This is a genomic window from Sporosarcina sp. YIM B06819 (assembly GCF_033485175.1).
In the GTDB taxonomy this organism is placed as follows: domain Bacteria; phylum Bacillota; class Bacilli; order Bacillales_A; family Planococcaceae; genus Sporosarcina.
This window is the reverse complement of record NZ_JAWLIQ010000018.1, coordinates 1-13977: the sequence shown is the minus strand read 5'-3', so window position 1 is coordinate 13977 and position 13977 is coordinate 1. Positions and strand designations below refer to the sequence as shown.

Genomic DNA, 13977 nt, shown 5'->3' with positions numbered 1-13977 from the left:
TGCTTAGATATTATGTTTTATTTATAGAGAATTCTGCCTTCTTTTTGCTGATTCGGCATAGGCCTTCGCGCGAAAGTGAAGGACAGGGTCATCCGAACATAAAATGCCATCAGGGACGATAGTTGGGTCGAATACTTGTGATTCAGCATTATCTGCTCGTCTTCCTAGTATGGAAAGTGTGCCAATACAAATCTTTTCTCGAGTGTCTGGCCACTTTTGTGTAGAATCATCTATGGAATCCCCTGGTTGTGCCAGTTGAATAAGTAGCTTGAAACGTACAGGCCCATCCTTCAGACGGTTCAATAGATCATCCTCCAACGCATTTCTATTAGTAAATAATGATGTGTTTTCGGTTTGGTTCTTACTTTCAACGATAGGCTCCCACTCGAATTTAACAGCTTGTTGTTGTTTCTGATCATTAATCAAATAATAAGCATGAATGCTATAGTAGTGTCCTGTTCCAAAGCTTTTTGGTGGTATGATGTTTTTTAAGATTGTAAATGCTGCATGGAAATTAGGATTATTCTTGAGAGTGGAAAGTTTCTGGGAGAATAATCGTTTATCACTGGTGAATAATTGCAGTAATTGTATAAATTCCTCAGGTGTTTTCGTAATAAATACCGGTATGGTGACCATTGTGAGATTGGTAACCTTGCCTTCGGGTAGTTGAAATTGAACTGCCATTCCTTTTACTGAAACTAACTGTTCTGTAGGGTTCGGATTTGATGTGCTATGTGAAAAACGGACGATTGCAGAAGTGTCTTGATGTAATAGGTGTGAAGCAGTTGTGTAAGGGGCAGCACAGCCATTTGGAGAGAATTTTGCATCAAACCCAATTCCTTTTGCATGTGCTCTACGGTAGGCAGGAAACAACCCTGCTAATTTTTCAATTGTATCAATTGCCTCAACAGCTGTAAGGGGACAGCGATTTGGAACATTGCTCATGGGTAAATCACTCCTATTCATGTTAGGTTTAGAATACCCATTTCAGGGTTGTTTAAGCAGAAGAAGGTTTGGCTGTCAGTGTCACTTTAATAAAAAATGTATTAAAAAACTCTTTTGGCAAATGATAAGAACGAATGAATGCAATTATCGTAAGGTGTTGGTTGTGAAGTCGTTACAAATCTGCCTCCGGTAATTACAGATTCGATTATTTTCCAATTGAAGGAGGAGTTAATGCATGAGTGTGCTTTCACGGATCGCACTGGCTTTAGTAATCATTGGCGCACTGAACTGGGGCTTGATCGGTTTTTTTCGGTTTGATTTAGTTGCCTCGCTATTTGGTGGTCAAGGTGTATTTCTGTCTAGGGTAGTCTATGGTCTTGTTGGAATAAGTGGATTGGTATGTATTGGTTTATTATTCAAGCCGAACGAAGAGATGGACACGGTAACTGACCGCCATTCTCGATTTTCCAATCCAAATTATGGGACGGAGTTCGGTGAAGAACCGGATTTCAGGAAGGAACGGGAGAACGCGAAAAAAAAGAAGAACCATGGGACGAAGGATAGAGATTGAATTGCAACTTGAAAACAGCCACCTCAGGTGGCTGTTTTATGTTCTATACCCCTAACATATGGCTTTGCTCCTACTATTTTGCCCTATCATGTTTTGTGTGTTTTTGTTACTAACGGCACTAAAGGGTTATACAAATACAAACCAATCATGGTAGTATTTCTCCTCCTTCTTTTGTGAATACTATCTAAGGAATAAATAAAAAGGAGGGAAAGTTATGTTGAAATTACAATCTGAGATTGAAGGACAAAAGGCCATTTTTGGTGTTGTTAGCAATTGTATTGAAGGGCTCGGCTATCACTTGGGGGGGAATTGGGATTTTCATAAAGGATGCTTTGACCATGTTTTATGCCGCGAAGGTGGTGAAACGATTTATATCCGAATTCCTTTTTTCGTCACGGAGGGAGAACTTGATAAACATGATGCTATCATACGGTTTGGAACACCTTACGTGATTAAGCATGTCGTGCATGTCGGTCTAGATAGTGATGAAAATTCATTATTAGATGCTACTGGATTTAGTCAATTCCAGCAACCGATTGATACAGACGGGAAAATCATCGATAAAAACAGATGGATCCATGCAGGCGAAGTTGCAGTGAAAGGACTTTTGAATTGTTTATATGCACAGAAGCTCCTGAAATCCAGTTAAAGGGAAGCCTTGCTGTAGGCTGCCTGAGCAACATTGAACTGTGAATCGTTTCTCGCACATGTACTCTTCAGCTAAAAAAACGCACAAAAAGGGTACCCAAAAGCCAAGCATTTGGGTGCCCTTTGCTTATTTGATCTCTCGTGATTTCTTTAAGACGACTAGCTCATAAGGATCGATAGAAATAAATTCACCTTTTACTTCCTGTTGCGCTGTGTTGTTACTAAAATTATTGTTCGCCATAATTCGCCATCTAGCCGATGAAGGTAAGCGTAACGGATAGGATGTTTTTGTTGGATTTACATAGATTGCAAAGTCTTCGTTATCACCTAATAACGTGAAGCCAAAAACGGGTGTAGGTGTCTCTAATATAAATAATCTTCTTCTAATATCTTGTTTAGAAGTCAGGCGAAATACATCATATTTTTTTCGTAGTGCAATCAGCGTTTTAATAAATTCAACATTGTCATTTTCTACTTCTCTTTTTCGCCAATCCAATTGATTAATCTGATCACCGGAAATATAGCTATTGTCATCGCCTTGTTTAGTTCTAAACCATTCCTGACCGGCATGGATAAATGGAATCCCTTGGCTTAATAACGTGATTCCTGAAGCAAGTTGGTGCATTTTCTTACGCGTCAATTCGCTGTCTTGATCATTGCTAAGTAGAAGCCGATCCCACAGTGTATGGTTATCGTGACATTCCACGTAGTTAATCGTTTGGTTCACTTCGGACACAAATGGTGTACCAAATTCTTCTAAAGTGGTTCCAGATATGAGGTGGGGTAGCCTTTCGATGAAACGACCTTGACCATTTACATAACCAGTATCGTGTTTGTAAAATAACTGTCCTTTGAGTGAGTCACGGAAGTAGTCATTGAAAAATTTAATACCTGTTAATTGATTGGAGTGCATCGAGGTAGCTTTCTTTTCGGAAGCTAATGCTGTTGAAAGATCCCAACCTTCACCTAACAGCATAATCGGCACTGTTTCTTCTTTACAACGGTCATGTATTTTGTTCATAGTCTCGATATCAATAGCCCCCATTAAATCAAAGCGGAATCCATCTACATGATAGTCATTAAGCCAACAATCAATCGTATCTAAAATGAACTTTCGTGCCATTGTACGTTCTGTTGCAAAATCATTCCCTACCCCAGTTCCATTGCTAAGACTGCCATTACTGTGATACCTGAAGTAATAACCGGGAACAAGTTTTTCGAATGGTGATTCTTCCATGATAAAAACATGATTATAAACGACATCAAGGATGACCGCGATATCTTGCTGATGAAATGCTTGAATCATCTTTTTACATTCATGGATTCTTGCTACGGGGTCATTAGGTGACACGGAATAACTACCTTCTGGTACTTGAAAGTATAAGGGGTCGTACCCCCAATTATAATTAGCATTCGGATTGGTCTCATCTACACGAGCAAAATCATTAATGGGTAACAGTTGAACATGCGTGCAACCTAATTCTTTTATATAAGTGAGTGCTGTTGAAAAACCATTTTTAGTTGTTGTAGCTGTTTCTGTCAAACCTAAAAATTTACCTCGATGAACAACTCCACTTTCTTCTTGGTTCGTTGCGTCTCTTACATGTAACTCATAGATAATTGCATCTTGTAAATTTTGAAGTTTTGGCCTGTTCCGCTTGCTAAAGTTGGGTAGAGCTGTTTTAGCAGGATCAATAATCACGCTTTTTTCACTATTAGCAAGCATAGCTTTCGCATAGGGGTCATTCAAACATGTCGTTTGTCCATTGACGATAATCTTATAATCATACGTAAAACCATGCCAGTCACCATGAATCTTTATTTTCCATAGTCCTTTATTTTGTCGGTTTAATACAAAATCACGATTATCTAACTGTAACTTGACAGAAGTAGCCGTCGGGGCCCAAATGGAGAATGTTGTTGCCGAGTCAGCGTAGTCAACCCCTAATGTAGTATTCAAATTGGCATAGTGCTGATCAAACCAATCTGTTCGAACGATTGCTCTAGGATATACCGGGACCTTAACTGTGCCCCATAGGAGTACAAGATTTTCTCCGATTGGCAGTTCTTCCAAGAGAATAATTGTCGCGGTGGAATCGGCGTTTAATTTTTTAACTTTTGTCAAAAAATACTTCTCTTTTGCTGCCCAATAAATGACGGGTGGTTCTTCCGTGTGCAGCAATAGTGAGCTATCGTTCACGATGACGGTTAACACGTGAACATCATCGATCCAAGCTACATGAGTCTCCATAAAAGCAACCCCTTTCTTATTTAAATCTCCTATACAGGATGTGCGAGCGCCGATGTCTCTACCTCCACGATTTCAACACACTTGCTTACCCTTAGTATATGTTCTACCTCCATTATAAGAAACTTACCTAAAATTTAACTGTAAAGTAATAAATTTTTCTTGAATAGAGTTATTATCATTCTAAATAAAGTTTAAACAATATGATTGATTTAAAAATATGGAGACAGAGTTTAGTCACTCATTCGGCATTAATCGACATTAAAATTGTAAATAATAGAAATTTGTAGAACGATTTAAAATTTATTTGCACAATAATCTGCTAATATAGAATTTGGTGCAACCCTTATCCATAAGGTTTTTGCGTTCCGATTGTAGCTGCTAGAGATTATAAAAGTCGTGTCCTTCATTTATCCAGCTATTACAAGTAGTAAATGAAAAATGGCCCACGTCAAAAAAATAGTCATATTCATTTACCTTCATGAATATAATCTTAATTGGCTCAAGAAAGGAGTCAGCACGTGTATTATCATATTTCACAACAGGATATTTTTTTATTTCACCAAGGTACGAATTATCATAGCCACCAATTGTTAGGTTGTCATCCGATTGAATGGGAGGGTACTCAAGGTTACCGATTTGTAGTGTGGGCACCTAATGCCAAAGAAATCTACGTAGTCGGTGATTTTAATCAATGGATAGGCGATTTACACCCCTTAAAGAGAATCACGAATGAAGGCTTATGGATTGGTTTTTATACTGATATTCCTGAAAACATCCCTTATAAGTATGAAATTGTATCGGAAAACGGTCAGGTACTACTGAAAGCAGATCCATATGCTCTTCAATCTGAGCTTCGCCCTGAAACGGCATCTTTAACCCCAATTCTCTCCGAATTTGAGTGGAGTGATTGTGATTGGCAAGAAGAAAAGAAAACGTTTGATGTGTATACCTCACCCGTATCAATTTATGAAGTTCATGTAGGCTCCTGGAAAAAAAACGAAGACGGAGAATTTTATTCATATCGCGAACTTGCTGATCAATTGATTCCTTATGTAAAATCGCTCGGATATACACATATTGAATTACTTCCACTTGCAGAGCATCCATTTGACCTGTCATGGGGCTATCAAATAACGGGTTATTTTTCTGTTACGTCGCGTTATGGTTCTCGGGATGACTTTAAATATTTTGTTGATCAGTGCCATCAGCAGAACATCGGCGTCATTATGGACTGGGTTCCTGGCCACTTTTGTAAGGATGCATTTGCACTTCGTCAATTTGATGGGGAGCCATTATATGAATATGCCGATCCCCGTAAAGCCGAAAAGAAATTGTGGGGGACGTTAAGCTTCGACTTTGGGCGACCTGAAGTGCAAAGTTTTTTAATCTCTAATGCACTTTTTTGGCTGGAAGAATACCATATCGATGGCATTCGTGTAGATGCAGTAGCTAGTATGCTCTATCTTAACTTCGATAAATCAGATGACAAGGATAAAATCTACAATTCATACGGTGGAGATGAAAATCTTGAAGCATATGCCTTTATTCGAAAATTAAATGAAGTTATTTTTTTATATGAGCCTGGTGCAATGATGATGGCTGAAGATAGTTCAGATTTACCACTTGTTACGGCGCCTACATATGCAGGAGGGCTTGGTTTTAATTTTAAATGGAATATGGGCTGGATGAACGATACGCTTACATACATGGAAGCTGATCCAGTTTACCGTAAATGGCATCACAATTTACTTACTTTTTCATTTATGTATACCCATTCGGAAAATTTTCTACTCCCACTGTCACACGATGAAGTCGTTCATGGTAAAAAATCATTGCTTGATAAAATGCCTGGTGACCAGTGGCAGCAGTTTGCAAATCTTAGATTGCTATATGGCTATATGATGGCACACCCTGGTAAAAAATTATTATTTATGGGAGGTGAGCTAGCACAGTATGCCGAGTGGAAGGATCAAGAACAATTGGATTGGCATCTGTTAGATTATCCACTTCATAAAGCAATTTTTAACTATGTAAAAGCGCTCAATCATTTCTATTTAGAATATCCGGAACTTTATGAATTGGATCACGACTCCAAAGGGTTTGAGTGGATTGATCCTCATAATATCGATCAGAGTGTGATTGCTTTTCGCAGACGTAGTACAAGCCCAGGAGATGAACTAATCATTGTCTGCAATTTCACACCGGAAGTCCGTTTTGACTATAAAATTGGCGTGCCAACTCCTGGAACCTATCAAGAAGTATTTAATTCAGATGCTGTGCAATTCGGGGGATCAGGACAGCTAAACGAAGCTGACCACTTTAGTATCCCGCAAAAATGGCACGCAAACTCACAGCATATAAAAATAAAGGTACCACCTTTAGCTATCACCATTTTTAAACGTAAAAAAATAACGGATTTTATCGAGGAGGCTAATTAATGAAAAATTGTGTAGGCATGTTGTTGGCTGGCGGAGAAGGGAAACGATTAGGCGAATTAACGAATAACTTAGCGAAACCAGCAGTGCACTTCGGTGGAAAGTATCGAATTATCGACTTCACGCTAAGTAATTGTACAAATTCAGGGATTCAGACATTGGGCGTGATGACTCAATATTCACCACTTGAATTAAATAAACATATTGGGAATGGAAAACCGTGGAACTTGAATCGGCAAAATACTGGTGTGACAATTCTCTCCCCTTATACAGCGAAAAACGGAGGAGATTGGTATTCTGGTACGGCCGATGCAATCTATCAAAACATTCATTTTATCGACCGGCATGACCCGGAATATGTCCTTGTTATTTCCGGTGATCATATTTATCAAATGGATTACGCAGCAATGTTGGAAAATCATAAAAAAACGGGTGCTGATGTTACCATTTCTGCAATCCCAGTGGCTTGGGAGGAAGCATCACGGTTCGGAATTTTGAATACGACTGAGAACATGCGCATCTACGAATTCGATGAAAAACCGGAATATCCAAAAAATAATTTAGCGTCTATGGGTGTGTATATTTTTTCATGGGCAACGTTAAGGTCCTATTTATTGGAGGATGCCGAAAATAGTGACTCCAGTCATGATTTCGGGAAGGATATTATTCCAGCGATGCTTAGTAATCGTCTTCGCTTATATGCATATCGTTTTCAAGGTTATTGGAAGGATGTCGGTACAATTGAAAGCTATTGGGAAGCCAACATGGACCTGCTAGATAAAGATTGGAGTCTCTTGTTAAACAATGAAGACTGGAGAATATACACCAATGAAACGAATATCCCACCAGAATATATCGGGGAAACTGCTGTCGTGAAGCATTCATTGATCAATTCGGGATGTTGGGTATGTGGAACAGTTGACAGTTCCGTCTTATTTGAAAATGTAGTGATTCACCCTGACAGTATGATTAAACAATCAATCTTGTACCCAGGCGTAGAGGTGGGGAAAAACTCAGTTTTAGAACGAGTGATTGTAATGGAAAATACAAAGATTCCTGAAGGGACAAAGATTAGCGTTGGATTTGATGAAGAGCCTCGCGTGATCAATCAAGGGACACTGGATGAGATTTTAGCGTTAAGTTATTAAGACAAGCACATAGAAGTAAAATTACTTTGTTGGACTCTTCAGCGAAAGCGCGGCGTTACGAGCACAGAGTAGGGATGAAGCCGTGCTCGCGGAAATCGTCCACCTGAAGCAACAATTAACATCGTCCGGATTTCAAGGTTACTTGTTCTATTATGAAATTGATTCAACTAGACAATTTAAGGGGGAAAAGATAGATGAACACAATGATGGGTCTTATTAATCTGGAACATGAGCATCACTATTTTCATGAATTAACTTATTTTCGTAGTGGTGCCGCAATTCCATTTGCAGGTCGCTATCGCTTGATTGATTTTCCACTTTCCAATATGGGGAATTCTAGTGTAGAGTCAGTAGCGATTTTTACTCGCAATAAATATAGGTCCCTAATGGATCATCTTCAAACAGGTGATAGTTGGGAGATGGATGAGCGGAATGGTGGTTTGTTTATTCTTCCACCGGATTGGAACGACCCATCTGATATTTCTAAAGGTGATTTGAGTTTTTTCCATAATAACCGTGATTATTTTGATCGTGGAAAATCTTCCTATGTGCTAATTAGCGGAAGTCAATTTATAACAAATACGAATTATCAAGATGCGTTTAAAAGTCATCTTGATAATAAAGCAGATGTAACGCTAATTTCTACTCGTGTCGAGACGTTAAATACTGAACATGATTTTGCTTTTCGTATTGAAGAAGATAAAGATGGCTGGGTCACTGCTATCACGAATGATAAGGAAGATCATAACCTTTTCACAGGTGTTTACATTATTAATAAAGACTTATTAATGACATTAGTCGATCAATGTATCGCACACCATCAAGATCATTTTTTCGTCCATGGAATTAAAGAGAATCTTGCTAAGTTAAAAGTTCAGACGTATAAGAACAATGGTTACGGTGCGTTTGTCAATTCAATCGAGAGTTATTATCGACATAATATGAATCTATTATCCGAGCAAAATTATCAGGCACTGTTTTATAAGCTACCATTTATTAGAACAAAGGTTGGGAATCAGCCACCTACGAAATATCGTGATGAAGCGAGTGTCAAAAAATCGATACTGGCAAATGGGTGTATTATTGCCGGCGAGGTAGAGGGTAGTGTGTTGTTTCGAGGTGTAACTGTAGAAGAAGGTGCCACGATAAAAAACTCGATTATTATGCAGCATTGTAAGATTGAAGCAGGTGTCTATTTAGAGAATGTGATATTAGATAAAGACGTTCAAGTGACCGCAAATCAAAAATTAATCGGATCGAAGGATAAACCATATGTCATCGCAAAAAGACAAATCATGTAAAATAAGAAATCGTGGGTTAGAAAGGGAAGATTTCATATGAAAAATGTATTATTTGTAGCTTCGGAATGCACACCCTTTATTAAAACCGGTGGATTAGCAGATGTAATCGGGTCACTTCCACAAGCATTGAAAGAGAATGAACGAATCGAAGTGCGAGTGATTCTTCCGCTTTATGATGAAATACCGCTAGAATGGCGAAATCAAATGGAGTTTCACATGAGCTTCAATGTACCGCTAGGGTGGCGAAATTCGGAAGCAAGTATTTATACTTTAAAATATAATAATATCATTTATTACTTCGTCTCAAATACGTATTATTTTACCCGGAAAGGGGTATACGGATATTATGATGACGGCGAAAGGTTTTTGTTTTTTAGTCGTGCTGTTATTGAAGCATTAACTCATCTAGATTTTAAACCGGATGTACTCCACGCACATGATTGGCAAGCGGGTATGGCTGTTGCCCTTGCCAAAATACTTCAGCCAATTACCGATATGAAAACAGTTATGACTATTCACAATATTAAGTATCAAGGGCTGATGCCAATCGAAATATTTGAGGATTTCTTTGATTTGTCACGGGAGCATATCAGTGGTTTTGAATGGAATGGGATGTTGAACTGTTTGAAAAGTGGTTTGTTTCATGCAGATAAAATCACAACCGTTAGTCCTAGTTACGGAGAAGAAATAAAAAATCCCTATTATGGTGAAGAACTTCACCCATTTCTTTTGGAACGATCCGCTGATTTAATCGGTGTTCTTAATGGTATTGATACTAAAGAATATAATCCTCAAACGGATTCGTCGATTGCAGTTAACTATCGTTCTTCAAGGGCTAAAAAGAAAGAAAATAAAATGATGATCCAAAAGAAACTAGGATTGCCAATCGCAGCTGGAAAGCCGCTCTATATTATTATTACCCGGCTTGTTGAACAAAAAGGCTTGCATCTTGTTCAACATATTTTAGATGATTTTCTCCACGAAGATGTTCAATTCATTATCTTAGGAACCGGCGACGCGGAATTTGAAACGTTTTTTGCAGAAGCTGCTAATTGCCATCCAAAGAAACTTGTGACTTTGTTGGCTTTTGATGAAGGATTAGCGCGGCAATTATATGCAAGTGCAGATTTCTTTGTCATGCCATCCAAGTTTGAACCTTGTGGATTAGCCCAACTCATTGCCTTACAATACAAAACGGTACCCATTGTGCGAGAGACAGGGGGCCTGAAAGATACAGTTCTACCGTTTAACGAAATAACTGGCGAAGGCAATGGATTTAGTTTTACAAATTACAATGCTGATGATCTATTAGCCACCTTACGCTATTCATTAAGAATTTATCATGATTCTCTTCAGTGGTCTGTATTAGCTAAAAACGTAAATAAAAGTCAGTTCAGCTGGCAGGATTCAGCTCGAGAATATGCGAATATTTATGAACAATTAATGCCAATAAACGTATAGGGGGCACAATCTTGCAAGAATTAACCGTGGAAATGTTTAAAGAACGTATTATAAGCAAATTACATGAAGACAACAGAAAAGAAGTAGTGGATGCGACCGGTAAAGATATTTATTATGTGATTGCTTCAATTGTCAATGAGGAGATACTACCGCATTGGCAATTGACTCAAAAAAGATATAACGAAAAAAGTGTTAAACAAATTTATTATTTATCGATGGAGTTTTTAGTAGGCAGTTTACTTGAAAGTAACCTGCTTAATTGTGGGATGCTTGACCAGTCGAATGAGGCGCTGAAGCAGTTAGGGTTCGACCCTGATAACATTTATGCCCAAGAGCATGACGCTGGTTTAGGGAATGGTGGCTTAGGCCGATTAGCGGCTTGCTTTCTTGATTCATTAGCTTCACTTAAATACCCTGGACATGGATTCGGAATAAGATATCGTTACGGTTTATTCGAACAGCGAATTATCCATGGTAACCAGGTTGAGCTTCCGGATTATTGGTTAAAGGATCAGTACGCTTGGGAAACACGAAAAGAGGACGAAGCCATTTGCATTCATTATCACGGAAACGTACATATGTTTCAGCGGAATGATGGGAATATTGAATTTAAGCATGAAAATACAGATAAAGTCATGGCAATCCCTTATGATATCCCTATTGTTGGCTATAAAAATGAAGTGATTAATACACTTCGTCTTTGGAGTGCAGAATCAGTTGGTCAAGATGGGGATGACTCCTCCGAAGAAGAAACGCATTATTACCATAATCTTGATCATAAGCATTCGATTGAGCAAATCTCCGGCTATTTATACCCTGACGATTCGAAGTACGAAGGAAAAGAGTTGCGATTAAAGCAACAGTATTTCCTTGTTTCTTCCAGTATACAAAATATCATTAAGGACTTTAAAAAGAATCATAAAAAACCGTTAAAGTATTTACCTGAAAAAGTGGTTATTCAAGTGAATGATACTCATCCATCCCTAGCGATCCCTGAACTAATGAGAATTCTTATGGATGAAGAGCACTTTGGTTGGGACAGCGCTTGGGAAGTAACGACAAAAGTAATTGCCTACACGAATCATACGACATTGAGTGAAGCGCTTGAAACCTGGCCAAAAGGGATGATGGAGCATTTACTTCCGCGTATTTATATGATTATTGATGAAATTAACGAGAGGTTTTGTAAAGGACTCTGGTTTGATCATAAGGAGCTTAGAGAGAAAATTCCGAAGTTAGCCATTATCGCTGATGAGCAAATCCACATGGCGCGGCTCGCAATTGTTGGTAGCTTCAGTGTGAATGGTGTTGCCCAAATTCACACGGATATTTTAAAGAAAAAGGAAATGAAGAACTTTTATGCACTTTTCCCAGATCGTTTTAATAACAAGACGAACGGAATTACCCATCGCCGTTGGCTGTTGCAAGCAAATCCCAAATTGTCGGGACTAATAACAGAATCAATTGGTCCGCAGTGGATACAACGCCCCAAACAGCTTATCAGCTTATTAAAGTATTCGAAGGATGCTTCTTTTTTAGAAAAGTTTCATCAAGTGAAGCATGAAAATAAGCGAGTATTAGCGAACCTCATTCATGACCGTACGGGTATTTTAGTAGATGATCAATCCATTTTTGATGTACAAATTAAACGGCTTCATGAATACAAACGTCAGTTACTTAACATCTTCCACATTATTTATTTATACAATGAATTAAAAGCAAATCCAAATCTAGATATGATTCCCCGTACATTTATTTTCGGGGCAAAAGCTGCTCCGAGCTACCATTTAGCGAAAGAAGTTATCAAGCTTATTAATAAGGTGGCCTCAATTGTAAATCATGACGCGGGAATTCAAGGTAAGCTGAAAGTTGTTTTTTTAGAAAACTATAATGTCAGCCTCGCTGAAAAAATCATACCGGCAGCCGATATTAGTGAACAAATATCAACCGCGAGTAAGGAAGCGTCTGGTACTGGAAACATGAAAATGATGATGAACGGCGCTTTAACAATTGGTACGCTAGATGGTGCAAATGTTGAAATTAAAGAAGCCGTTGGCAATGAAAATATTTTCATTTTCGGTTTAACAGCGGATGAAGTATTGAATTATTATCAACATGGTGGCTATAATGCTACGAATATTTATAATACGGACGACAGGGTTAGCCGGATTTTAAATCAGTTAAATCACGGCGAATTTGGATCGCATGAAATTGAGTTCAAGGATATTTATTACAATATTCTATCCCAAAATGATCCATATTTTGTCTTGAAAGATTTTGAGCCTTATCTTGAAACCCAAGAGCTTGTGGAGCAGACTTACCGTGATAAATTATCCTGGCTCCATAAAAGTGTTACGAATGTCGCTCACTCAGGAAAGTTCTCCAGCGACCGGACAATTCAAGATTATGCGACAGAGATATGGAAGTTAAAAAAACAGGTTTGAAGAATACGGAAAGCAAACTTAATCGCGGTGTAAAGGTAGTTTGAAATTAAGTTGATTCTAATGAAAAAAGCTGACTCATATGAGCTCAGCTTTTTTTAGGTTCTTATTGAACTCTGAATTGTTCTAGAATCTAGCGCTTTACACGTGTTGGTCTACAAGAATGGGATTACCATCTGGATCTTCAATTGTAAAACTCGCTGGCCCTGTGCTTGATTCATCTGCTTCAGTCAACATTTTAATACCTTTTGCTTTCAGGTGCTTTTGAAGATCTCTAATGTCCGTAAACGATTCAAGATTGTCAGCATTGTCATTCCAACCTGGATTAAAGGTTAGAATGTTCTTGTCGAACATTCCTTGGAATAACCCAATTATGCAGCTTCCATTCTTCATAATAAGCCAATTTTGATTGATATCGCCTCCGAAGACATGAAATCCGAGGTCTTCGTAAAATACTTTTGATTTATAAATGTCTTTTACAGGTAGACTTACAGAGAATGCTCCTAGTTCCATATATCCTGCTACTAAAAACATAGAAAAACGTGTAAGTTCTTCTACGCTAGACAATTTCCTGCTTCTCCGTACCCTGCCTCGCTACTTGCTCACTACTACAGTTGGTTTAGCACTCCACAGGCGTAAATTCGGATGTAGCCCACCCTACATATACACGTTATCGTTCTGTGATAATCGTGTATTCTTTTGCGTATTTCAAATTTAAACTGGCATTAAAATCCCGGTCAAGAACCGTATCGCAATTATCGCAGGAAAATGTCCGT

Annotated in this window: 11 protein-coding genes; 7 read left to right on the top strand and 4 right to left on the bottom strand. The window is 38.4% G+C overall.

The window, feature by feature from the left end; all coding sequences use genetic code 11:
- Positions 1 to 21 precede the first annotated feature (21 nt).
- Complete coding sequence (locus tag R2B72_RS13005; RefSeq protein WP_318617039.1) at positions 22 to 945, bottom strand: catalase family peroxidase; 924 nt, start codon at positions 943 to 945, stop codon at positions 22 to 24.
- A 235-nt stretch (positions 946 to 1180) separates the two neighbouring features.
- Here R2B72_RS13005 and R2B72_RS13000 point away from each other — a divergent pair, with 235 nt between their 5' ends.
- The gene (locus R2B72_RS13000; RefSeq protein ID WP_318617038.1) at positions 1181 to 1516 is read left to right on the top strand and encodes a DUF378 domain-containing protein; all 336 of its coding nucleotides are present in this window, start codon (positions 1181 to 1183) and stop codon (positions 1514 to 1516) included.
- 214 nt (positions 1517 to 1730) lie between these two features.
- Complete coding sequence (locus R2B72_RS12995) at positions 1731 to 2165, top strand: YugN family protein (protein ID WP_318617037.1); 435 nt, start codon at positions 1731 to 1733, stop codon at positions 2163 to 2165.
- A gap of 126 nt (positions 2166 to 2291) precedes the next feature.
- Here the strand turns inward: R2B72_RS12995 and pulA are convergent, their stop codons facing one another.
- The gene (pulA, locus tag R2B72_RS12990) at positions 2292 to 4415 is read right to left on the bottom strand and encodes a type I pullulanase (RefSeq protein WP_318617036.1); all 2124 of its coding nucleotides are present in this window, start codon (positions 4413 to 4415) and stop codon (positions 2292 to 2294) included.
- A 518-nt stretch (positions 4416 to 4933) separates the two neighbouring features.
- On the opposite strand from pulA, the gene glgB reads away from it, so the two are divergent.
- The 5 genes from glgB (at position 4934) to R2B72_RS12965 (ending at position 13204) form a co-directional block, all read left to right on the top strand.
- Positions 4934 to 6853 (top strand): 1,4-alpha-glucan branching protein GlgB, encoded by a 1920-nt coding sequence (gene glgB / locus R2B72_RS12985; RefSeq protein WP_318617035.1) that lies wholly within the window; start codon positions 4934 to 4936, stop codon positions 6851 to 6853.
- Positions 6853 to 7998: a glucose-1-phosphate adenylyltransferase gene (locus R2B72_RS12980; protein ID WP_318617034.1), complete on the top strand. Its 1146-nt coding sequence runs from the start codon at positions 6853 to 6855 to the stop codon at positions 7996 to 7998. Before glgB ends, R2B72_RS12980 begins: the two co-directional genes overlap by 1 nt.
- Before the next feature lie 194 nt (positions 7999 to 8192).
- Positions 8193 to 9299, top strand: a complete 1107-nt coding sequence (gene glgD / locus R2B72_RS12975) for a glucose-1-phosphate adenylyltransferase subunit GlgD (protein WP_318617033.1) — start codon at positions 8193 to 8195, stop codon at positions 9297 to 9299.
- 36 nt (positions 9300 to 9335) lie between these two features.
- On the top strand, positions 9336 to 10760 hold the full coding sequence (glgA, locus tag R2B72_RS12970; protein WP_318617031.1) for a glycogen synthase GlgA: 1425 nt from the start codon (positions 9336 to 9338) through the stop codon (positions 10758 to 10760).
- Positions 10761 to 10792: 32 nt separating this feature from the next.
- Positions 10793 to 13204, top strand: a complete 2412-nt coding sequence (locus R2B72_RS12965) for a glycogen/starch/alpha-glucan phosphorylase (RefSeq protein ID WP_318617103.1) — start codon at positions 10793 to 10795, stop codon at positions 13202 to 13204.
- Between the two features lie 138 nt (positions 13205 to 13342).
- Here R2B72_RS12965 and R2B72_RS12960 read toward each other — a convergent pair whose 3' ends face one another.
- Complete coding sequence (locus R2B72_RS12960) at positions 13343 to 13714, bottom strand: VOC family protein (RefSeq protein WP_318617102.1); 372 nt, start codon at positions 13712 to 13714, stop codon at positions 13343 to 13345.
- Positions 13715 to 13871: 157 nt separating this feature from the next.
- The coding region (locus R2B72_RS12955) for a zinc ribbon domain-containing protein (protein WP_318617101.1) at positions 13872 to 13977 on the bottom strand (106 nt) is incomplete at its 5' end.